We start from the raw sequence: 23,827 nt of genomic DNA on the forward strand, positions 1-23,827 counted from the left end.
TTGATTTTCTGAAGCGACGTGAATTTTGACTTGGCAGGTCTCGGCCGGGGTCAGCTTTAAAGAGGGCAGAAACTCGACAACATCGTAGCGATCCCGCGGAAGCCGCCGTTTTTGGCCACCTGAAGCACAAGCTGAAGGTGGTTCCGCCAGACACTTGCCAGTGATATGCACGCCTTGAACACTCATTCTTATGTATTCATTAACCATAGTCGGTGGCCCCTTGAATTACGCTGGCAATTTTGACGCCGCGCTTTTCTCCGAAGGCCGGGGCGCCTCTTCGCACGGTCACGTGCGGCTGGAGACGCCGCATGCCCATGCGCCGACCGACGCGATCGTCGTTCCGGACGCGCATTTTCTGTTCAATGCCGATTTCAAGCGGTCTGGTCTCGACCTGATCCTGTCGTCCGACGGACGCGAGATGGTGCTGCCGGACTATTTCAAGGGCGAGAAACGCGCGCCGCTGGCCTCGCCGGACGGCGCGCATCTAAACGGCGACCTCGTCAACGCGCTCTCCGGCGCGGTGCAGGTCAGCCAGGCCGGGGCGGCCGCGAGCGTGAGCAAGGTCATCGGCCATGTGACCAAGCTGCAGGGCACCGCGACGGTCATCCGCAACGGCGTTTCGATCCTCCTTCACAACGGCGACAACGTCGAGAAGGGCGACGTCGTCCAGTCCGGCTCGGATTCGACGCTCGGCATCACCTTCATCGACGGCACCGTGTTCGGCCTGTCGTCGAATGCGCGGATGGTGCTGAATGAAATGGTGTACGACCCCAACGGGTCGAACAATTCCTCGCTGATCAGCCTCGTCGCCGGCACGATCTCGTTCGTGGCCGGCGAGACCGCCAAGCATGGCGACATGAAGGTCGACACGCCCGTGGCGACCATGGGCATTCGCGGCACGGCCGTGCTGGTCGAGATCGACTTCACGGTGCCGGGGCAGGGCAGTCTGCCCGATGCCAAGTTCCAGGTGCTGGTCGAGCCCGATGGCCACACCGGCTCCTACGTTCTGTTCGACAAGACGACGCTGCAGCCGATCGCTGTGGTGAATCAGGCCGGACAGCAGATCCAGATCAGCAACGGAATCGTGAATCAGAGCGCTGTCCCGCTCACGCCGGACATCCAGAAGCTCATCAATGACGTCTTCACGCTGAAGTTCACCGACAACAGCAATCCGAAGTCGACGACCCATTTCACCGACATCGGGGTGCCGCAGACGCTGACGCCGCTGACCTTGCCCAATGGCACCAGCGCGACGCCGATCATCCGCGTGGTCGACGACACCGGCGCGACGACCGGGACTGGCCAGACCGGCGAGCAGCTGTCGCACATCCCGGGTCCGCCGGAAGTCAGGATTCTCGATACCGGCGGCCGGCTGACGACGGCTTTCGGAATTATGGAGCGCGCCGGTCAGACCGGGAACGGCGCCGATCTCGACGCCGTGCTCAGTCGCGTCAATTTCGTCGACGTCAATGGCATCGACCGGCCGACGGTGTCCGTCAGTTTCAGTTCCTACGCCTATAAGAGCGCGCAGCAGGCCGACGTCACGGCCTCGTTGAATGCCCTACAATTGCAGGACGTCCTGGCGACCGCGGTGAAGATCACGGTCACGCCCGATCCGAACAACAAGAATTTCGGCACGGCGACGCTGACCTACAGCGTTCCCGACAAGTATTTCGATTTTTTGGCGGCAGGTGAAACGCTGACGCTGACTTACATCGTCCGCGTCGACAACAACTTTGCGCCGTCCAACGAATTCGCTCTGGTCCCGATCACGATCACCGTGACGGGGACCAACGACAAGCCCGAGATCGTCGCGAGCGTCCAGACCATCGCGTTCGAGGGCGGCACCAGCGTGCCCGGCGGCCCGCTGACATCGGACGATCCGACCTCAGGCACGCTGACCTTCACGGACGTTGATCTCACGGACAGCCATACCGTCTCGGCGAAGCTGACCAGCGCGGTTTTGGAGGGCGGCGGCAGCATTCCGCCGGCCCCGTTCGCGCTGTTCGAACAGGCCCTGACTGCGTCTCTGGCCTCCGACAGCACCGGAAGCGGCACCGGCAAGATCAATTGGAGCTTCGCCAACCTGCCGGTCTATGTCGCGGATTTCATTCCCGCAGGCCAGACGCTGACGCTCACCTACACCGTGACCGTGACGGACTCGCAAGGCGCGACATCGACGCAGACGGTCACGGTGACGATCACCGGCACCGACGATCCGGCGGTGGTCTGGATCGCCACGACGCAGCCTGGCGAGAGCAGCGGGGGGCAGGTTCATCTGTGGAGCGACGGCGCGAACTGGGCAACCGGTCTGGCTCCGACCGCCGATGATGACGTCATCATCATCACCGATCAGCTGCACGGCCTGACGCCGGCCTTTCCGGTGACGGTCGACGACAACGCCTACGCCTACGCCAAATCGGTCACGCTGAATGATTTCGGCGGCGGCGCCGTTCCGGAGCTCGACAATAACGGCACGCTGACGATCAGCGGCGCGCTGACGGCCAAGGCCGACTCGCTCATCTACAACTTCTCGGGTGCGACGATCACCGTCGGCGGCTCCGCGCAGATCCTCGAGCAAAGCGAGTTTCACAATGCCGGCACGGTGCTGCTGGCTGGCGGCGGCGTGTTCGGGGCGAACGCCGGCATCTTCAACACCGGAACGATCGAGCTGTCCGGCGGTACGCTGACCGTGCATGGTGACGTTGCGAACGCCGATGAGGACAGCTCCGGCCTCATCCAGGTCGACCTGGGCGCGACGCTGACCCTGGAGGGTGGCAGCATCGATGGCGGCACCATCCTGATCCAGGGAATGCCGATCGTTCAGAATTTTGGCACGCTGGAGAACGACGGGCAAACGCCGCCGCAGGCCAACGGTCTGCTCGTCCTGAAAGGCGGAGCCGACATCAGCAATGGCCAGCTGACCAATTTCGGCGCGGTCGATGTGTCTGGCGCCGGAAATGCCATCTCGAACGAGATCGTCACGAACGTCGGCCTGATCGACATCAAGGCGGGTGGCGCGCTTGCGCTCGCCAACGACACCAGCATCGACAATACCGACGGTACGATCACGGTCGAAGACGCCGGAACGCTGACCCTGTCACAGGCGCGCGTCAGCGGCGGCACGCTGATCAACGAGTCCGGCGGAGCGGTGGCCCTGATCGGCCACGCCGCGCTGATCGGCGGGACGCTCGACAATTTCGACACGATCGCCGTGTCCGGCAGCGGCAATGCGTTCGAGGACGAGACGATCACGAATGCGAACGCCGCCGCGATCACCATTGCGCTGGCTGGTGCTCTCTCTCTGAGCGGCACGAGCATCGCCGGCGGCGCTATCACCAGCGATGGGACGATCTCCGTCGACGGCGACAGCACGATCGACGGCAGCGCCGTCGCTGGCGGAGAGCTGCTGATCGGCGAGACCGGTCCGCTTGCGGAAATGACGGCGATCCTGACCGTTCAGGGCGGCGCGTCGTTGACCGATGTCGACATCACGATCGGCGACGGCTCGACGCTCGAGGTTGCTGCAGACGAGACCGCGACCCTGGCCGGTGTCACCGTCGACAATTCCGGCACAGTCCAGGTGGACGACGGCGCGCTGCTAGTGATCGAGAGCAGCACGATCACCGGCGGCGATCTCGTCAACCACGGCATCGTGCATGTCGAGACTGCGGCGGCGACCACGTTCGACAATGTCACCATCGATAACACGGACGGTCAGATCATCATCGATGAGGATGGTGAGACGCCGGTCCCGTCGACGCTGGTGCTCGACGGGAGCACGACGCTCACCGGCGGCACCTTGAAGATCCAGATCGCGGGCACGCTGGAGATCGCCGGTCACGTGACGCTGAGCGGGGTAGACGTCGAGAATCTCCACGTCTTCACCGTCGATCTCGGCGCCTACCTCGATCTCGCCGACACCAAGGTGAGCGGCGATGGTGAGCTGCATGTCCATGGCACGATCACGGCGAGCGGCACGAGCGGCCTCAGTGGAACGATCTACAACGACGGCACGATCGAGATCACGGGCGGTACGTTCGAGATCACTGGCGATGTCCAAGGCTCCGGCCAGATCAAGGTCGATGCCGACTCCATCCTGAAGATCGACGGCCATATCGAACAGACGATCGACTTCAGCAGCAAGGGAAGCAGCGAGATCGTCATCGACGACGCCAGCTTCTCCGCCAAACTCGCCGGCCTCGGCGTCGGCGACAAGATCGACCTGCAGACGATCAAGTGGAGCGCGGCGACGACGGCGACCTACGATTCGGAAGCGGGCGTGCTCAGCGTCATTGACGGCCAGGGCCACCGCATCGATCTGACGCTCGTCGGCAACTATAGCGATGCGCATTTTGCCGGGAGCGATGATGGCCATGGCGGAACGCTGATCACGCTCATGGCGAAGGATGACGTGCCGGTGGTCGCCGATCCCGACCAGGCCGGCGCCATCACTGAGACGCCCAGCACGACCGGATCGTCAGATCCGCGCAGCGTCGGCGGCACCATTCACTTCACCGATGTCGATCTGACGGACCGCCCGACGGCTGCCATCCTCACCAATGCGCAGACGGTGAAGTGGACCGCGGCCGACAACACCGATCTGTCCGGTCAACTGACGCCGGACCAGGTCTCTGCGCTCGCGCAGGCGCTGCATCTGGTTCAAAGCGACAACACCAACAACGGCTCTGTCGATTGGACCTATGCCATCGCCGATGGCTCGCTGGATTTCCTCGGCGACGACCAGACCGTCACGGTGACCACGACCGTGACGCTCGACGACCATCGCGGCGGCACCGCGGCCTCGACCATCGTCGTCACCATCACCGGGACAAACGACCTGCCGGTGGTCAAGTCGGTGGCGCAGGCCGTTGTAATCGCCGAGCACTCCGGCAAGTCGGAATCGAGCGATCTCGACACCGCGCACGGCACGATCACCTTCACCGATGCCGACGTCGCCGACACGCATGCGGTCAAGGTGATCAACGTCGAAGTCGATGGCGCCCACAGCGGTCTTCCCTCGGACACATCGCTGCTCAAGAGCTGGCTGTCGCTCGGAGCTCTCACCGATTCCGTGGGAGGCGCTACCGCATCGCAACCCTGGACCTTCTCCGCCCAGGACAAGGCGTTCGACTATCTCGGAGCCGGCCAGCACGTGACGCTGACCTACACAATCGAGATCGCCGACGGCCACGGCGGCGTTCAGAACGTGCCCGTGACCATCACGGTCAATGGCGCCGAGGACGCGCCCGTCATTGCCGGCGAGACCAATCCGACCGTGCAGACCGTCGTCCTGGCCGAGCGGGCGACCGTGCTGGCGAGCACCGCCAAGACCAATGCCGAGGGCATGCCGACCGAGACGTTCGATCGCGTGTCGGAGGGCTCGATCTCCGACAACGGGCGCGGTCACGGCAGCTTCTACAGCGAGGCGCTGCACGCAACCTTCACGGCCAGCGGCAATGCGGGAATCGTGCACGGCTCCTCCCCGGTGTCGGCGGCGCCCTACATGGCCGACGGCGCCGACAAGACCAACTATCTCAGCGTCGGCAGCCACGCGCAGGAGACCATCACCTTCGACAGCGTCAAGAACAGCTTCGGGCTGTATTGGGGCTCGGTCGACAGCTACAACAGCATCTCCTTCTACAACGGCAACAAGCTGGTGGCGTCCTACACGGGCAGCGACGTCGCGCCGCTGCTCGCCAATGGCGGGCAGGCGTCGCTGGCCTCGAACGGCTATGTCGAGTTTCTCGGCCTGTCGCCGTTCAACAAGGTGGTGCTCGCCAGCAGCCAGAATGCGTTCGAGCTCGACAATGTTTCGGCCGGCTTCATCGCCGATCAGCCGGTGAAATTGACGAGCGGCATGTCCGGCACCTTGACGGTGCTCGACAGGGATGTCGGCGACACGCTGACCGCTTCGGTGGTCCAGAACGGCGTGATCAAATACAATGGCTTGCCGAGCCTGCCTTCGAACGCCCATGTCCAGGCGCTGGCCGACGCCCACGCGATCACCTTCGACAGCGCGATATCCGATGGCGACTCCGAGGTGCTGCACTGGACATATCATCCGGCCGATGTGAACCTGGATTTTCTCAATCCCGGTGACACGCTGACCGTGACCTATCAGGCGGACGTCAGCGACGGCCGAGGCGGAACTGCGACCAAGGCGCTGACCGTCACGTTGGCCGGCAACGGCGCATCGACGATCAACGGCACGGACCAGAACGACAATTTCGTCAATGTCGGCGGCGGCGTGACGATCTTCGGCAAGGACGGCAACGACACCTTCGTCTTCAACCCGCATTTCGGCAGCGCCACGATCGGCGATTTCGATCTCAACAAGGACATCGTCGAGCTCGATCGTTCGCTGTTTGCCAGCGTCGAAGCGGTGGTCGCTGCCGCGCAGTCGGCCAATGGCGGCCACGACACCGTCATCACCGATGCGGTGCATGATACGCTCACGCTCAAGGGGGTGACGTTGGATCAATTCAAGGCGCATCACGACGGTTTCCACCTCGTCTGAGCCCGCACGTCCGTCTGCGATGCGGGCGCCGGCGTTGCCAAGCCGAGCGCTCTTTGGAGACGATCAGACGCCTCGGATCGCTCGCCTCGGCGTGATATCGGATGCTGCATGAAGCGATTGAGAGCAGTTCCTCGATGGTTCGCACGCAAGTTCGGCTTTGCGCGCCTGATGTGCCTGGTGCTGCTGGTCGCCTTCGCGGCGCTGCGCGCTGCCGATCCCGCGCCGATGCAGGAGCTACGCCTCCGCGCCTTCGACAACTTCCAGGCGTTCAGCCCCCGGGTCAAGACGATGCGCCCGGTCACCATCGTCGACATCGACGAGAAGAGTGTCGCCGACCCCAAGCTCGGTCAGTGGCCATGGCCGCGGACGCGGATCGCCGAGATCGTCGACAAACTGACGCAGCTCGGCGCGCTTGTCATCGCCTTCGACGTCGTGTTCGCCGAGCCGGACCGGCTGAATCCCGCGATTGCAGCTGAGACCTTTCCCAGCCTCGACGAAGCGACGCGCGAAAAGCTGAGGGCGCTGCCGTCGAACGATCAGGTGCTCGCCGATTCCCTGCGCCGGTCGCGCGTCGTCCTCGGCGAGACGGCGAGCCGCGACGTGCGGGCCGAACCCGACAAGACGCTGCCGGAGACCGGATTTGCGATGGTAGGGGAGCCCATCCCCTTCATGGAGCCGTTCCCGGGGCTGTTGCGCAACGTGCCGCTGATCGAGCATGCGGCGGCCGGCCGGGGCCTGTTCACGATCGAGCCGGAGCGTGACGGCATCGTCCGCCGGGTGCCCATGGTCATGCGAGCCCAGGACATCAAGATGCTGGCGCTGAGCTTCGAAATGCTGCGGGTCCTGACCGGGTCCGGCACTGTTCTGGTCAAGGCCGATCCAGGCGGTATCACCAGCATCGGGCTGGGCAGCGTTCACATTCCGACTGACGGCAACGGCAAGATCTGGGTCCATTACGCCAATCATGACCCATCCATCTATGTCTCCGCCATCGACGTGCTCGAGGGCCGCGTACCACCGGAGAAGATCGCGAGGAAGCTGATCCTGATCGGGCCATCCGCGATTGGCCTGAATGACATCAAGACAACACCTGTCTATTCGGCGATGCCGGGCGTCGAGGTGCACGCCCAGGTGCTGGAGTCGGTGCTCACCGGGTCGATCCTGGCGCGGCCTTATTGGGGCGTCGTGGTCGAGTTCTTTGGCGCGCTCCTGCTAGGGCTGCTCGTCATCGTCTTCGCTCCGCAGCTCGGCGCCATTACGCTGGTGATCGTGGGAGCGGTGTTCGCGAGCGCGCTGCTTGGCCTGTCTTGGTACTTCTACACCCAGCACCGGCTCCTGATCGACTTCACCTATCCGATGCTGTCGACGACGGCGATCTATCTGACGCTGATCTTCGCCAATTTCGTCCGCGAGCAGAATCAGCGCCGGCAGATGCGCTCGGTGTTCGGGCAATATCTGTCGCCGGTGCTGGTCGAGCAGCTTGCCCAATCGCCGCCGACGCTGGGCGGCGAGGAGCGCGAGATCACGGTGATGTTCTCGGACGTGCGCGGCTTCACCACGATCTCGGAGAGCTACAAGCACGATCCGCAGGGCTTGACGCAGCTGATGAACCGCTTCCTCACGCCGCTGACCAACGCCATCATCGCCCGCAAGGGCTATGTCGACAAATACATGGGCGACGCCATCATGGCGTTCTGGAACGCGCCGCTCGCCGACAAGGATCATCAGATCAATGCCTGCGAGGCGGCGCTCGACATGCTCGAGCGGATCGATCAGGTGAACGGCGAACGCGAGCAGGAGGCCGAGCATGGCGGCCACGTCTACATTCCGCTCAAGGTCGGCATCGGCCTCAACACCGGCATCGGCGTGGTCGGCAACATGGGCTCCGACCTGAAGTTCAACTATTCGGCGCTTGGCGACAGCGTCAACCTCGCGTCGCGCCTGGAGGGCCAGACCAAGGAGTACGGCTTTCCGATCATCGTCGGCTCGGCGACTGCGATGGCCGTGAAGGACCGGCTCGCGATTCTCGAGCTCGACTTCATCATGGTCAAGGGTAAGACCGAGCCGGAGGTGATCTACGCCATCGCCGGCCGCGAGGACGTGATGTTTTCCGAGCGCTTCCAGTTGCTCCGCAACCTCACCATCGAGATGCTGGCGAGCTATCGCAGCCGCGATTGGGAAGGGGCGCTGGCCGCGATCGAGCGCGGCCGCAAGAGCGACCAGGGACAAGACTTGGCCAAGCTTTATGATCTCTACGACGCACGCATCCGCAACTACCAGGTCAATCCGCCGCCCGAGGATTGGAACGGGGCGTACGCACTGCTGACGAAGTAGCCGGTGCTCCGTTCCCGAGGTCGCATCATGTCGCGGCGGCCTCGTTGGCAAGGTCCGGTGCCCGCGCGATGAGTATGCTCATCATTTGCAGACCACATAAGCCGAATAGGGCGGGCAACGCTTGCTGCGCTCTTCCGTGCCGGGGACGGGGCGGGTGGAGTGCCGTGGCGGGAGGCTTCGCTTGGCACGCGGCAGCTTGCCCGCATCGTGCTTCGATGACGATGGGATGAAGGGGGTTCCAGGCCCATTGGATGATGTCTGGGCGTCCACCGCCGCGAGCTTGCCGATGAATGCGAGCGACAGGATGACGAGCTTGACCGAACGATAGCGCGCTCCAGTCTGCGGGACGGGTACAAGGATAGCGCAATCGAGCAGGCGTCGAGCGCATCGCGTTTGTTGCGAGGTTGCAACAGCGGGATAAGAAGCAACTTGTGTCATGTGACGCCGATTGCACGAAACTGCGCGTGCTTGTAGCATGTTTCTACTCAAGATAGAAAGTGCTGCAGATGGGGGGCATCGATGCAGTCTTCTGAGGACGGGAGTGCGGCCGGTTTGACGCAGGGCAGGCCGGCACGGGGTGCGATCAAGCGTTTCACTCTACCAGTTGCGGGCAGCCTCATTGCTGCTGTGGCTTGTGTGCTCGGGGCCGGCGCGGTGTCGGCCGCGGATCTCCCGGTCAAGGCGCCGCCTCCGCCGGTCTCGCTGTGGGAGTTCGAGGTCGGCGCCCGCTATTTCTACAGTTCGGGCCGCACCCGCTACACGTTGGGCGATCCTTTCGTCGCTGGCCAAACCAATTCTCTGCTGACCTACAAGAATCTCAACAGCCATGCCGGCGAGGGGTTCGCCAGGGCCGATCACAGTCTGGGTTTCTTCGCCAAGGGCTTTGCGGGCGGTGGCAACATCTTCAGCGGCAGGCTCAACGACGAAGACTTCCCGCCGGCCGTCATTCCGTACTCGAATACGGACAGCAGCGTGAACAGCGGCAGGCTTTGGTACGGCACGATCGACGCCGGCTACAATTTCTGGAGGGGGACGGCGTTCAAGGTCGGCGGCTTCGTCGGCTACAATCATTTCTACGAAACCGTGAACGCATACGGATGTACCCAGGTCGCGACCAATCCGTTTATCTGTGGTCTCGATCCTGTTGCGGGGGGCGTGCTGGTGCTCAGCAAGACCGAGAACTGGGATTCGCTCCGCGTGGGGTTGAACGGTGTCTTCAAGCTCGCCCAGAACTGGAACGTCACCCTCGATGGCGCCGTTCTGCCCTATGTCCGGCTGAGCGGATTCGACAATCACTGGCTGCGGCCCGACATCAATCCGCTTCCGCAATCTGGAAATGGCTGGGGCTACCAGCTCGAGGGCATTGTGTCATACGACGTGACGAGAAATTTCAGCGTCGGCGTCGGTGGCCGCTATTGGTACGCCCGGACGACCAGTGGGACCACCCAATTTCCTGGAGTCCCGGGGTCGCCCACGACCTTCAGCTACGAGCGGTACGGCGGCTTTCTCCAGGCCTCCTACAAGTTTGACTCGGGCGCCTTCGGGAAATGAAATACTGGCTATCGTGCTGAAGAGGAAGCCCGGCAAAACGCCGGGCTTCTTTCTTTGCGAGCGCGACGGCAGCCGGCCCGGTCAGTTATTCCGCCCCGATCGTCGTCAGGTCCTGGAACCAGTGTTGCGCCTGCACGAACTTCTTGACCTTCGGCGATAGCGCGTGCGGGTTGGTGTCGTGCACGACCCAGACCAGCACCGCATCGTCGACCACAGCCGCATGCGCCTGCGCGATCAACTCGTCCTGCTTGGCCGGATCGAACGTCTGCTTGGCTTCAGCAATCAGCGCATCGACCTTGGGATTCTTGTAGCCGCCCCAGTTGACGCCAACGGGCGCGATCTGGTCGGAGGCGAAGAAGCGGACGATCGCGTAGAGCGGGTCCGATGTGACATAGGCGATGTTGTTGGCGGTGATGCCGGCGTTCATCTCGTCGGCGGCGCCCTTGCGCCAATGCGTGTACAGCGTCTCCAACTCGACGACCTTGAAGTCGATGTCGATGCCGATCTCCTTGAAGCTCTGCTGCAGATATTCGTTCATCGGCAGCGACAGCATCTGGCCGGTGCCGCCCTGCGCGATGATGAAGGTCGTCTTCAGCGGCTTGGCTGGCGAATAGCCGGCTTCCTCGACCAGCTTCTTGGCGGTGGCGAGATCGTATTTCAGCTCGAAGCTCGGCTTGCCGAACCACGGGCTCGACGGGTCGACCTGGCCCTTGGCGGGCTTGGCGAGGCCGTTCATCAGCCCGACCACTTCGTCGCGATTGATCGCGAGATTGAGCGCCTTGCGCAGGCGGATGTCGGTCCAGGGCGAGCCCGGCAGCACGCTGAGATGATAGTTCCAGACATGCGGTGTGACGTTGTCGACGAGCTTCATGCCGGCCGCCTTGAGCTGCGGCACGGCGTCCGGCGCCGGCGTCTCGATCAGATCGACCTGGCCGGCGAGCAGCGCGTTGGTGCGGGTCAGCGCTTCCGGCATCGGCACGAGCACGAGCTTGTCCGTCTTCGGCAGCCGGTCCTTGTTCCAATATTCGGAATTCTTGGTGAGCTCCGCGAGCTCGCGCGGCACCAGTCTGGTCAGCTTGAATGGTCCCGTGCCGGAGGGCTGACTGGCGAACTTGTCCCAATCCTTGCCGAGCTTCTCGTACTGCGCCGGGCTCGAAATCAGGAACCACAGCATCTGATAGGGGAAGAAGGAGTCGACCGTCTTGGTGGTGATCTCGATCGTGGAGTCGTCGATCTTGGCGTAGCTCGCGACTGAGGGAAGGCGTGTTTTGACCTGCGCGCTCTGCCGCTTGTCGAACTGCGGTGCCTTATCGTTGAGCACCTTGTCCAGATTCCAGATCACCGCATCGGCATTGAAGTCGCTGCCATCGTGGAACTTGACCCCCTTGCGCAGGGTGAAGCGCCATTTGGTCTTGTCGGCCTCGTCGATCTTCCATTCGGTGGCGAGGCCGGGAATGAGCTTGCCCGGTCTGTCGGCGATGCTCATGTCCCAGGCCACCAGCGGATCATAGATCGTGTAGCCGGTAAACTGATAGGCGCCGGCGCCGCGATCGGGCTGGCCCGTCGTCAGCGGAATGTCCGCCATCGAGATGCCGTAGCGCAGAACCGTTTCGGCCCGCGCCGCGACCGCGGAAAGACTGAGCGCGAGCGCAGTGGCGAGTAATGAGAATCGGATACGCATGAAGATGAAGCTCCGTTGAAACCGGATCAAATTCGACGCGCAAGACCTGCAATCGGGGTGCCAAGCCTCTGACCGGATCGTTCGAGCACAAACGGTTGTGACCTCGCGTCGCAGGCACGAGATCGGGAGCACCGCTGGCATAGGCGTTGCATAATGCTGCCCAGAATTTAGCCAGCGGATCGGAGACCTTGATCGTGCTTTTGCGTATTGCGACCTCAATGACGACGCGCGTGGCCGTTGCGGCCGCCATGATGACCAGCGCTGCCATCCTCGTGCTGCCGGCGCAGGCGGGCGCGGAAACCGTATTGCGCATCGGCATGACTGCCGCAGACATTCCGCGCACGCTCGGCCAGCCCGATCAGGGCTTCGAGGGCAACCGCTTCACCGGCCTCACGATGTACGACGCGCTGACGATGTGGGACCTGTCGTCGGCGGACAAGCCGAGCGTCGTCATTCCCGGCCTCGCCACCGAGTGGAAGGTCGACGATGCCGACAAGACCAAGTGGACGTTCAAGCTGCGTCCCGGCGTCACCTTCCATGACGGCGCGCCGTTCAATGCCGACGCCGTGGTGTGGAACGTCGAGAAGGTGCTGAAGCAGGACGCGCCGCAGTTCGATCCGAGCCAGGTCGGCGTCACCGCCTCGCGCATGCCGACGCTGGCATCGGCGCGCAAGATCGACGATCTCACCGTCGAACTGACGACGAAGGAGCCGGACAGCTTCCTGCCGATCAACCTCACCAATCTGTTCATGGCGAGCCCGACGAAGTGGCAGAAACTCTATGAGTCCGCGACCGGCGCCGACGACAAGGCGAAGTCGCAAGCCGCCTGGGCCGCCTTCGCCAAGGATGCCTCGGGCACCGGTCCGTGGAAGATGGCGAAGTTCACGCCGCGCGAGCGGCTGGAGCTGGTCAAGAACGATGCCTATTGGGACAAGGCGCGTGTGCCCAAGGCCGACAAGATGATCCTGCTGCCGATGCCCGAGGCGAACGCGCGCACCGCGGCGCTGCTGTCCGGACAGGTCGACTGGGTCGAGGCGCCGGCGCCGGATGCGCTGCCGGAGATCAAGCAGCGCGGCTTCAAGCTCTACGCCAACGAGCAGCCGCATGTCTGGCCCTGGCAGTTCTCGCGCGTCGAAGGCTCGCCGTGGAACGACATCCGCGTTCGCAAGGCTGCCAACCTCTGCATCGATCGCGAGGGCCTGCGCGACGGCCTGCTTGCCGGACTGATGGTGCCGGCGACCGGAACCTTCGAGAAGGGCCATCCCTGGCGCGGCAACGTCACCTTCGAGATCAAGTACGACAAGGCGGCCGCGCAGAAGCTGATGCAGGAGGCCGGCTACGGCCCGAACAAGAAGCTCGAGGTCAAGACGCAGACGTCGGCGTCGGGCTCGGGCCAGATGCAGCCGCTGCCGATGAACGAATATCTGCAGCAGGCACTGGCCGAGTGCTATTTCGACGTCAAGCTCGACGTCATCGAGTGGAACACGCTGTTCACCAACTGGCGTCGCGGCGCCAAGGATCCGTCCGCCAACGGCGCCAACGCCACCAACGTCACCTACGCGGCGATGGACCCCTTCTTTGCGCTGGTGCGCTTCCTGCAGTCCTCGATGGCGCCGCCGGTCTCCAACAACTGGGGTTTCATCAACAACCCGAAGTTCGATGAGCTGGTGAAGAAGGCGCGCCAGACTTTCGATCCGGCCGAGCGCGACAAGGCGCTGGCGGAGCTGCATGCGGCGTCGGTCGATGACGCGGCGTTCCTCTACGTGGCGCACGACGTCGGCCCGCGCGCGATGAGCCCGAAGGTGAAGGGCGTGGTGCAGCCGAAGAGCTGGTTCATCGACTTCTCGCCGATCTCGGTGGAGTAGCCGTTCGCGTGGTGGAGTATTTGTCCACGTTCGCAGGCTGATCTCGCCGCTTGCCCCGCTGCGCTCCCTCCCCCCTTGTGGGGGAGGGGTGGGGAGGGGGGTACTCCGGCGGCAGTTTTTGTGTGGACCCCCACCCCCCACCCCTCCCCGCAAGGGGGAGGGGAGCTTTCTTGGTGCCGCTTGTATCTCGCGACTCTCCGCCGATGAGGAGAGGCTTATGAAGGTGACTCGTGCTCTCTTATGCTGCCAGGCGGATGGTCTATGCGATCCCGATCATCATCGGCGTCGCGCTCGTCTGCTTCATGCTCGTTCACATCACGCCGGGTGATCCGCTCGTTGCGGTGCTGCCGGCCGACGCGTCGCAGGAGCTGGCACAGCAGCTGCGCGTGGCCTATGGCTTCGACAAGCCGCTGCCGGTGCAGTTCGGGCTGTGGTTGTGGCGCGCCGTCAATGGTGATCTCGGCAGCTCGATCGCCACCGGCCGTCCCGTGCTCGCCGAGGTGCTGCGCGCAGTCTCCAACACCGTGACCCTGGCGATCGCAGCCGCCATCATCGGATTCTCGCTCGGCCTGTTCTTCGGCCTCGTCGCCGGCTATTTCCGCGACAGCTGGATCGACAAGGTGGCGACGTCCATTGCGATCGCCGGCGTATCGCTGCCGCACTATTGGCTCGGCATGGTGCTCGTCATCATCTTCTCGGTCGAGCTGAACTGGCTGCCTGCGGTTGGCGCCGGTCCGTCCGGCTCGGGCGCATGGTCGTGGGACTGGGCCCATATCCGCTTCCTGGTCCTGCCCGCGATCACCACCTCGGTGATTCCGATGGGCATCATCACGCGCACCGTGCGCGCGCTGACCGGCGACATCCTCAGCCAGGATTTCGTCGAGGCGCTGCGCGCGAAGGGCCTGCGCGAAACCCAGGTGTTCCGCCACGTGCTGAAGAATGCCGCGCCGACCGCCCTGGCGGTCATGGGCCTGCAGCTCGGCTACATGCTGGGCGGATCGATCCTGATCGAGACTGTGTTCTCGTGGCCCGGCTCGGGTCTGCTGTTGAACTCGGCGATCTTCCAGCGTGACCTGCCGCTCTTGCAGGGCACGATCCTGGTGCTGGCGATGTTCTTCGTCATCCTCAATCTCGTGGTCGACATCGCGCAGGCCGCGATCGATCCGCGCATCAAGCGAGGCTAACGATGAGCGTCAGTACCCCCGGCGCCCTCAACGACGCCTCGCCGCAGGCCGCGCCGATCGCGAACGCACGCGGCTATTGGGCGACCGTCGGTCGCCGGATCGTCCGCGACAAGCTCAGCATGGTCTGCGTCGCGATCCTGCTGCTGATCTTTCTCTCCGCGCTGCTCGCGCCCTATCTGCATCTCGCAGATCCCTATCAGGGCTCGATGATTCGGCGCCTGCGCCACATCGGCACGCCGAACTATCCGCTCGGCACCGACGAGCTGGGACGCGACATGCTGGCGCGGCTGATCTATGGCGGCCGGCTGTCGCTGCTGATCGGCATCTCGCCGGTCATTCTCGCCTTCGGCATCGGCACGATGCTCGGCCTCGTCGCCGGCTATGTCGGCGGCTGGGTCAACACCGCGATCATGCGCACCATCGACGTGTTCTACGCCTTCCCCTCGGTGCTGCTGGCGATCGCGATCTCGGGCGCGCTCGGCGCCGGGATCACCAACTCCATCGTGTCGCTGACCATCGTGTTCGTGCCGCAGATCACCCGCGTCGCCGAGAGCGTCACCACGGGTGTGCGCAATCGCGATTTCGTCGAGGCCGCGCGCGCCTCGGGCGCGAACGCGTTCACGATCATGCGCGCGCACATGCTCGGCAACGTGCTGGGGCCGATCTTCGTCTACGCCACCGGCCTGATCTCGGTATCGATGATCCTCGCGGCCGGTCTTTCGTTCCTTGGTCTCGGCACCAAGCCGCCGGAGCCGGAATGGGGCTTGATGCTGAACACCTTGCGTACGGCGATCTACGTCAATCCCTGGGTGGCGGCGCTGCCGGGCGTGATGATCTTCGCTGTCTCCATCTGCTTCAACCTGCTCAGCGACGGCCTGCGTAGCGCGATGGACATCCGGAGCTGAGAGGCATGAATGAAGCATCGGAAGTCACCGGACTGCAGCCGATCGAGGACCTCGGCGGCAAGGCGCAGCCGCTGCTGCGGGTCGATGGCCTGACGAAACACTTCCCGGTCCGTGGCGGCCTGTTCGGTGTGCGCAAGACGGTGCGCGCCGTCGACGACGTCTCGTTCGTCATCGGCAAGGGCGAGACGGTCGGCATCGTCGGCGAGTCCGGCTGCGGCAAGTCCACCACGGCGCGGCTCCTGATGCATCTGATGGACCGCGATGCCGGCGAGATCATCTTCGACGGCCGGCAGGTCGGCCACGAGATGTCGTTGCGCGAGCTCAGGCGCGGCATGCAGATGGTGTTCCAGGACTCCTATGCCTCGCTCAATCCGCGGCTGACGATCGAGGAGTCGATTGCATTCGGGCCGAAGGTGCACGGCATGACCGACACTGCGGCGCGTGCGCTGGCGCGCGAGCTGCTCGGCAAGGTCGGCCTGAGGCCCGAAACCTTCGCCAACCGTTATCCGCACGAGATCTCCGGTGGCCAGCGCCAGCGCGTCAACATCGCCCGCGCGCTCGCGCTGTCGCCGCGGCTGGTGATCCTCGACGAGGCGGTGTCGGCACTCGACAAGTCGGTCGAGGCGCAGGTGCTGAACCTGCTGATGGACCTGAAGCGCGAGTTCGGCCTGACGTATCTATTCATCAGCCACGACCTCAACGTCATCAACTACATCTCCGACCGCGTGCTGGTGATGTATCTCGGCGAGGTCGTCGAGCTCGGTCCGGTCGAGGAGGTCTGGGCCAGGCCGGCGCATCCCTATACACGGGCGCTGCTGGCGGCGATGCCGTCCTCCGATCCCGACAGGCGCACGGAGGAGCCGCCGCTGTCTGGGGATCCACCCAACCCGATCGATCCGCCCGCCGGCTGCCGCTTCCACACCCGCTGTCCATTTGCCGAGGCGCCATGCGCGAATGTCGCGCCAAGATTGACGGAGCTGGATACAATGGGCCATCAGGCCGCCTGCCACATGGCGATCCCAGGCTCGGGACACAGCCGGGCGCCGGCCGCCTGACGGGCAGACACCAGCAGTGAGAAGCGGAATGACCAGACCCACGCCCCAGCAAGTCAGTGCCATCGCGGAGGCCTCCGGCCTGCCGGTCGACAAGGAGGTTGCCACCCGCATCGCCGACTCGATCGGACCGGCCTTCGACAACTTCGCCGCGGTTGCCGGTACACTCCCATTCGACCTGGAGCCGGCGAGCTACGTCCTGGCGCAGACGCTGAAGGTGGGCCGATGAGCACCGAACCTGCCTTGATGACCCTGACCGACGTCGCGAAGGCGATTGCGGACAGGAAGCTCTCTTCGGTCGAGGTGACGCGCTCCTGCCTGCATCGCATCGCGCAGTGGCAGCCGAAGCTGAACGCCTTCATGGCGATCGAATCCGAGCCGGCGCTGAAGGCCGCCGCCGAAGCCGATGCAGCGCTCGCCAAGGACGGCCCCAAGGGCCCGCTGCACGGCGTTCCGCTTGCGCACAAGGACATGTATTACGAGGCCGGCCACATCTCGACCTGCGGCTCGCTGATTCGGCGCGACTTCGTCGCAACGACGACCTCGACCGCGCTGCAGCGGCTGAAGGATGCCGGTTCGATCCGGCTCGGCACCCTGCAGATGGCCGAATTCGCCTATGGCCCGACGGGACACAACGCGCATTACGGTCCGGTGCACAATCCCTGGAAGCTCGGCTACGTCACCGGTGGCTCGTCGTCCGGCTCCGGCTCGGCGGTCGGCGCGCGCCTGACCTTCGCGGCACTCGGCTCCGATACCGGCGGCTCGATCCGCATGCCCGCGAATTTCTGCGGCGTCACCGGCCTGAAGGTGACCTGGGGCCGCGTCAGCCGCGCCGGTGCGATGCCGCTGTCGCAGTCGCTCGACACGGTCGGGCCGCTGGCGCAGACCGCGGAGGATTGTGCGCTGATCCTTGGGCTGATGGCTGGTCCCGATCCCGAGGATCCCACCGCCAGCGCGGCGCCCGTGCCGGACTATGTCGCCGCCACCCAGGCCTCGATCAAGGGTCTCAGGATCGGCGTGCCCAAGGCGTTCTATGTCGACGACCTCGATCCTGAGGTTGCGCGCTGTCTCGATGCGGCGATCGCGGTGCTGAAGACCGAGGGCGCCGATGTGGTTCAGGTCGAGCTGCCGGATCAGCGCCAGCTCACCGCAGCCTGCCAGCTCGTGCTAGCGGTCGAGGCGGCCGCCTTCCACAAGCGCTGGATGATCGAGCGTCCGCAGGACTATGGCCCGCAGGTGCTGATGCGGCTGCAGAACGCTCTGGCCGTCTCCGGCGTCGCCTATCTCGAAGCGCTGCGTTGGCGCGGTGCGGCGCTGGCGGCGCATGTCGCGGCCACCTCTGGCGTCGATGCCGTGATCGCGCCGGTGTCGCCGCTGGTGACGCCCTCGATCGCCGAGAGCGATGTCGGCGGCGCGCCGGGCGCGGAAGCCGTGATCCAGCGCATCACCCGCTTCACGCGGCCGGTCAACTATCTCGGCCTGCCATCGCTGGCGATCCCGACCGGCTTCACGTCGACGGGGCTTCCTGTCGGCATGCAACTGATCGGCCGCTCCTTCGATGAGGCTACGATTCTGACCATCGGCGCCGCCTTCCAGCGCGCGACTGATTTCCACGCCAGGGTGCCGACGCTGCCATGAGGGAGACCTGTGTATCCCGCTCGATGGTCTCACCCTCCCCTGGAGGGGGAGGGTCGATTGCGCATCTCATGCGCAATCGGGGTGGGGTGACGGTCTCTCCCCTTGGAAGCGAGTCCATGGAGGGGCTGTCACCCCACCCCGTCTCGCATTCCGCTGCGCTTCATGCGAGCCGACCCTCCCCCTCCAGGGGAGGGGCGCAGCTCACTTCGCAACTGGCCACGGTGTTCCTGACGGCAAGGTGAGATAGCCTCCCATGACCAACCTCGTCGAGATCGACAATCTCACCATCCGCTTCACCGGCGAGCGCACCGTGCATGCGGTGAACGATGTCAGCCTGTCGCTCGGCGATGGCGAGGTGCTCGGCCTGCTCGGCGAGTCCGGCTCGGGCAAAAGCGTGACCATGCGGGCGCTGATGCGGCTGTTGCCGAACAAGCGGACGCAGATCTCCGGCAGTGTCAAGGTGCTGGGCCGCGACGTGCTGGCGATGAACGACGAGGAGCTGTCGCGGTTTCGCGGCCGCTCCGTGTCGATGATCTTCCAGGAGCCGGGGCTGGCGCTCGATCCGGTCTACACCATCGGCCGGCAGATCGCCGAGACCGTGATGCGGCACGAGGGCAGGAGTTTTGCGGAAGCACAGGCGCGGGCGCTGGAGATGCTCGACGTCGTCAGGATTCCCTCGGCGAAGCGTCGCCTGGAGTCCTATCCGCACGAGATGTCCGGCGGCATGCGCCAGCGCGCGATGATCGCGCTGGCGCTGGCGTGCCGGCCGAAAGTGCTGCTGGCCGACGAGCCGACCACCGCACTCGACGCCACCGTCCAGATCCAGATCCTGCTGCTGTTGCGCGAACTGCAGCGCGAGTTCGGCATGTCCGTCATCTTCGTCACCCACGACATCGGCGTCGCGATCGAGATCTGCGACCGCCTCGCCGTGATGTATGCCGGAGAGATCGTGGAGCAGGGCAGCTTGCGCGAGATCGTGCGCCAACCCGTGCACCCCTATGCGCGCGGCCTGCTGGCTTCGACGATCCATGGTGCCAGGCGCGGCGAGCGGCTGCAGACCATTCCGGGCACGCCACCCTCGCTCGACCGGGCGCCGCGGAGCTGCTCGTTCGCACCGCGCTGCGGCCTGGCGCAGCCGCGCTGCTCGGAGGCGATGCCGCCGAACATTGCGCTCGGACCACAGCGGCTGGCGCGCTGCGTCCTGGCCGAGGCGCCGGCAAGTGTGGCGGCAACGTAACGGTTCGCCCGAAACGCGCTCCTCACCGGCCGAAACCGTCCATCGCGTGTCGAAGCGTCGCAACGGCCTCGCTAAGGTGCTGCCACGCGTGGGACCGATCGTCCGCGCTGGATGAGGACACGCCATGCACGTATCGAACGAAGGTATCCTGGTCATTCTGTTCGTTGGCCTGGTTGCAGGCTGGCTGGCCGGCAAGATCGTCCGCGGCACCGGCTTCGGGCTGGTCGGCGACATCGTGATCGGCGTGCTCGGCGCCTTGGTCGCAAGCCTGATCTTCCCGCGGCTTGGCGTCCGGATCGGCACCGGCCTCGTGTCGGAAATCGTCTATTCCGCGCTCGGCGCCATCATTCTCCTGCTGGTGGTGCGGCTGGTGCGGACCGGCGGGCGGCTCTAGGACTTGCGATCCGGCGTGGCTGAACGTTTGCACCGCGCCACGCGACATACCCCAGCACATAGCTAATTTACGCTAAAGTGAGCATCGTTGGACGCTCACCGCGGGAATCAGTATATTTCGCCTTGTTTGCCGCCAGTTTGTGCTTTTGGTCGGCGGCCACGTAGCTCATTTGATCAATTGAAGAGATGGTGGTGATGGCGGCTGCACCTCACGTGAGGCAATCCGAGCTCAGCGATGCCTTGCGCGGTTGCCGTAGCGCCTTCATCGGCGTCGGGGTGATGAGCTGCATCATCAACCTGCTGTATCTCACCGGCTCGATCTTCATGCTCGAAGTCTACGATCGGGTGCTGCCGAGCCGGTCCGTGCCGACGCTGATCGGCCTGATCATCATCGCCGCGGGGCTTTACGCCGCCCAGGGCGCGCTCGACATGATCCGCAGCCGCATTCTCGGCCGGATCGGCACCGCGCTGGACGAGAGCCTGAACGCGCGGGTGTTCGACACCGTGGTGCGGCTGCCGCTGTCCGCCGGCGGCCGCAACGAGGGCCTGCAGCCGCTGCGCGACCTCGATAACATCAGGAGCTTCCTCGGCAGCCAGGGGCCGGGCGCGTTCTTCGATCTGCCGTGGCTACCGCTGTATCTGGCGATCTGCTTCGCTTTTCACGTGATGCTCGGCGTTACCGCGCTGGCCGGCGCCATCATCCTCGTCGCCCTGACGCTGATCACCGAATTCCTCACCCGCACGCCGGCCAAGGAGGCGATGGGGCTCGCCGCCCGCCGCAACGATCTCGCCACCTCAAGTCGCCGCAACGCCGAGGTCCTGGTCGCGATGGGCATGACCGGGCGCATGCTGTCGCGCTGGAGCGAGACCAACGAAAAATATCTCGCCGGCAACCAGCGCGCCAGCGACGTCGCCGGCGGCCTCGGCGCCATCGCCAAGGTGCTGCGCATGATGCTGCAGTCCGCGGTGCTCGCGGTCGGCGCCTATCTCGTGATCCATCAGGAGGCGACCGCGGGCATCATCATCGCCGGCTCGATCCTGAGCGCGCGGGCGCTGGCGCCCGTCGATCTCGCGATCGCACATTGGAAGAGCTTCGTTGCCGCGCGCCAGAGCTGGCGCCGTCTCAGCCATCTGTTGCAGACGATGCCGCAGCGACCGGCGCCGACCCTGCTGCAGCCGCCGGTCGGCAAGCTCTCGGTCGAGGCCATCTCGATCGTCGCGCCGGGGGACCAGAAGGCGATCGTGCAGGACGTGAGCTTCGCGTTGTCGGCCGGCAATGGCCTCGGCATCATCGGTCCGAGCGCGTCGGGCAAGTCATCGCTGGTGCGGGCGCTGGTCGGTGTCTGGCGTCCGGTGCGCGGCCATGTCCGGCTCGATGGTGCGGCGCTCGACCAATGGTCGACGGACGAGCTCGGCCGTCACATCGGCTATCTGCCGCAGGATGTCGAATTGTTCGCAGGCTCCGTCGCGCAGAACATCTGCCGTTTCGATCCGCAGGCCTCCGCCGACGGCATCATCGCCGCCGCCAAGGAAGCCGGCGTGCACGACATGATCATCAAGATGCGCGACGGCTATGACACAGAGATCGGCGAGCAGGGGGCCGCGCTGTCGGCAGGCCAGGCGCAGCGCGTGGCGCTGGCGCGCGCGCTCTATGGCAATCCGTTCCTGATCGTGCTCGACGAGCCCAACTCCAATCTCGATACCGAAGGCGACGAGGCGCTGTCACGCGCGGTGCGCTCAGCGCGGGCGCGCGGCGCGATCGTGGTCGTCGTCGCGCACCGGCCGATCGGCATCGAGGCGGTCGACCAGGTGCTGGTCATGAAGGACGGCCGCGCCCAGGCGTTCGGTCCGAAGGAGACGGTGCTGGCGCAGGTGCTGCAGCCGCGTGCGCCGTCGCCGATCAAGATCGTCTCGGAAGCCGGAGTGGCAAAGCCATGAGCAGTCAGGTCGTTGCCGGTCCACTTCCTGGCGGCCGCAAGACGGAGAGCGTGCGCGAGTCGATCCGCCGCCACCTGCTGATCGGCATGGGCGTCGTCGTTGCGGTCGCCGGCGGGCTTGGCGGCTGGGCCGCGACGCAGCAGATTTCCGGCGCGTTGATCGCGCCCGGCCAGATCGTGGTCGAATCCAACGTCAAGAAGGTGCAGCATCCGACCGGCGGCGTGGTCGGCGAGCTTCGGGCGCGCGACGGCGACGTCGTCAAGTCCGGCGACATCGTGGTGCGGCTCGACGACACCGTGACCAAGGCAAGTCTCGCCATCGTCACCAAGAACCTCGATGCGCTGCAGGCGCGCGCCGCCCGGCTGGAGGCCGAGCAGCGCGGCTGGGCCAAGATCCTGTTTCCGCCGCAGTTGCTGCAGCGCATGAGCGATCCCGAGGTCAAGAGCCTGACGGCGAGCGAGACCAAGCTGTTCGAGGTCCGCGTCAACGGCCGCATTGGTCAGAAGGCGCAGCTGCGCGAGCGCGTCACCCAGCTGAACGAGGAGATCGAGGGACTCTCCGCGCAGGTCAGCGCCAAGGACCAGGAGATCGCGCTGGTCCAGAAGGAGCTCGACGGCGTGCGCCAGCTCTATGAGCAGCATCTGGTGCAGCTGTCGCGCCTGACCACCTTGGAGCGCGACGCTGCCCGCCTCAACGGCGAGCGCGCGCAATTCATCGCCGCGCGTGCCCAGGCCAAGGGCAAGATCAGCGAGACCGAGCTGCAGATCATCCAGGTCGACAAGGACATGGTCAGCGAGGTGTCCAAGGATCTGCGCGAGACCACCGACAAGATCGGCGAGTTCGTCGAGCGCAAGGTCACCGCCGAGGACCAGCTTCGCCGCGTCGACATCCGCGCGCCGCAGGACGGCATGGTGCTGCAGTCGAGCGTCCATACCGTCGGCGGCGTCATCACCGCCGGCGACACCATCATGCTGATCGTGCCGCAGAGCGACGATCTCCAGGTCGAGGCCAAGGTCAATCCGCAGGACATCGACAAGCTGCAGGTCGGCCAGAAGACGTTGCTGCGGCTGTCCGCCTTCAACCAGCGCACCACGCCGGAGCTGAACGGCGTCGTCAGCCGCGTCTCGCCCGACGTCACCACCGACCAGCGCACCGGCCAGAGCTATTACACCATCCGCGTCTCGATGCCGCCCGAGGAGATCGCAAGGCTCGGCGACGTCAAGCTGATCCCGGGCATGCCGGTCGAGGCATTCGTGCAGACCGGCGACCGCACTGTCATTTCCTACCTGATGAAGCCGCTGCACGACCAGCTGATGCGTGCGTTCCGGGAGAAGTGAGGGGCCCGGCTGCCGTCCCTGCAGAGACGGCGGGCAGCGCTCCAATCTCGCTGTCATCCCCGCGAACGCGGGGATCCATAACCACAGGGAGCAGTCGTGGCGCGAGATGCTCGTGACGTCTCGCGTCGCGCCCCATTTCTGCTGCGGAGTATGGGTCCCGGGTTGGCGCCCGCCGACGCTGCGCGTCATCGG

14 protein-coding genes are annotated in these 23,827 nt (G+C 65.0%); 13 read left to right on the top strand and 1 reads right to left on the bottom strand.

The window, feature by feature from the left end; translation table 11 throughout:
- Nucleotides 1–220: 220 nt before the first annotated feature.
- From ACQR0U_RS04015 to ACQR0U_RS04025, 3 genes are all read left to right on the top strand, one after another.
- Entirely contained in the window at nucleotides 221–6,520 is a 6,300-nt protein-coding gene (locus ACQR0U_RS04015) for an Npun_F0296 family exosortase-dependent surface protein (RefSeq protein ID WP_434872085.1), read from the top strand.
- Nucleotides 6,521–6,628: 108 nt separating this feature from the next.
- The gene (locus ACQR0U_RS04020; RefSeq protein WP_434842644.1) at nucleotides 6,629–8,854 is read left to right on the top strand and encodes a CHASE2 domain-containing protein; all 2,226 of its coding nucleotides are present in this window, start codon (nucleotides 6,629–6,631) and stop codon (nucleotides 8,852–8,854) included.
- Nucleotides 8,855–9,373: 519 nt separating this feature from the next.
- Nucleotides 9,374–10,405: a hypothetical protein gene (locus ACQR0U_RS04025; RefSeq protein ID WP_316172706.1), complete on the top strand. Its 1,032-nt coding sequence runs from the start codon at nucleotides 9,374–9,376 to the stop codon at nucleotides 10,403–10,405.
- An 85-nt stretch (nucleotides 10,406–10,490) separates the two neighbouring features.
- Here ACQR0U_RS04025 and ACQR0U_RS04030 read toward each other — a convergent pair whose 3' ends face one another.
- On the bottom strand, nucleotides 10,491–12,086 hold the full coding sequence (locus ACQR0U_RS04030; RefSeq protein WP_315713710.1) for an ABC transporter substrate-binding protein: 1,596 nt from the start codon (nucleotides 12,084–12,086) through the stop codon (nucleotides 10,491–10,493).
- Between the two features lie 218 nt (nucleotides 12,087–12,304).
- Here ACQR0U_RS04030 and ACQR0U_RS04035 point away from each other — a divergent pair, with 218 nt between their 5' ends.
- The 10 genes from ACQR0U_RS04035 (at nucleotide 12,305) to ACQR0U_RS04080 (ending at nucleotide 23,635) form a co-directional block, all read left to right on the top strand.
- Nucleotides 12,305–13,951 carry an ABC transporter substrate-binding protein gene (locus ACQR0U_RS04035; RefSeq protein ID WP_409977920.1) on the top strand — a complete coding sequence of 549 codons (1,647 nt, stop codon included), beginning with the start codon at nucleotides 12,305–12,307 and terminating at the stop codon, nucleotides 13,949–13,951.
- A gap of 230 nt (nucleotides 13,952–14,181) precedes the next feature.
- Entirely contained in the window at nucleotides 14,182–15,135 is a 954-nt protein-coding gene (locus tag ACQR0U_RS04040) for an ABC transporter permease (protein WP_315713711.1), read from the top strand.
- 2 nt (nucleotides 15,136–15,137) lie between these two features.
- A complete protein-coding gene (locus tag ACQR0U_RS04045) occupies nucleotides 15,138–16,040 on the top strand; it encodes an ABC transporter permease (protein ID WP_434842645.1) in 903 nt (300 codons plus the stop codon).
- A 5-nt stretch (nucleotides 16,041–16,045) separates the two neighbouring features.
- Nucleotides 16,046–17,095 (top strand): ABC transporter ATP-binding protein, encoded by a 1,050-nt coding sequence (locus ACQR0U_RS04050; protein WP_434842646.1) that lies wholly within the window; start codon nucleotides 16,046–16,048, stop codon nucleotides 17,093–17,095.
- A gap of 28 nt (nucleotides 17,096–17,123) precedes the next feature.
- Nucleotides 17,124–17,321, top strand: coding sequence for a hypothetical protein (locus ACQR0U_RS04055; RefSeq protein ID WP_009026147.1), 198 nt, complete (start codon nucleotides 17,124–17,126; stop codon nucleotides 17,319–17,321).
- Nucleotides 17,318–18,730: an amidase gene (locus tag ACQR0U_RS04060; RefSeq protein ID WP_434842647.1), complete on the top strand. Its 1,413-nt coding sequence runs from the start codon at nucleotides 17,318–17,320 to the stop codon at nucleotides 18,728–18,730. Before ACQR0U_RS04055 ends, ACQR0U_RS04060 begins: the two co-directional genes overlap by 4 nt.
- A gap of 253 nt (nucleotides 18,731–18,983) precedes the next feature.
- The gene (locus ACQR0U_RS04065; RefSeq protein WP_315825920.1) at nucleotides 18,984–19,967 is read left to right on the top strand and encodes an ABC transporter ATP-binding protein; all 984 of its coding nucleotides are present in this window, start codon (nucleotides 18,984–18,986) and stop codon (nucleotides 19,965–19,967) included.
- A gap of 124 nt (nucleotides 19,968–20,091) precedes the next feature.
- On the top strand, nucleotides 20,092–20,361 hold the full coding sequence (locus tag ACQR0U_RS04070) for a GlsB/YeaQ/YmgE family stress response membrane protein (RefSeq protein ID WP_315713716.1): 270 nt from the start codon (nucleotides 20,092–20,094) through the stop codon (nucleotides 20,359–20,361).
- 194 nt (nucleotides 20,362–20,555) lie between these two features.
- Complete coding sequence (locus tag ACQR0U_RS04075) at nucleotides 20,556–22,298, top strand: type I secretion system permease/ATPase (RefSeq protein WP_316172701.1); 1,743 nt, start codon at nucleotides 20,556–20,558, stop codon at nucleotides 22,296–22,298.
- Entirely contained in the window at nucleotides 22,295–23,635 is a 1,341-nt protein-coding gene (locus tag ACQR0U_RS04080) for an HlyD family type I secretion periplasmic adaptor subunit (protein WP_315713718.1), read from the top strand. The genes ACQR0U_RS04075 and ACQR0U_RS04080 overlap by 4 nt, the downstream gene beginning before the upstream one ends.
- The last annotated feature ends 192 nt before the right edge of the window (nucleotides 23,636–23,827 follow it).

The sequence above is a fragment of the Bradyrhizobium sp. HKCCYLRH3097 genome (assembly GCF_051167875.1).
In the GTDB taxonomy this organism is placed as follows: domain Bacteria; phylum Pseudomonadota; class Alphaproteobacteria; order Rhizobiales; family Xanthobacteraceae; genus Bradyrhizobium.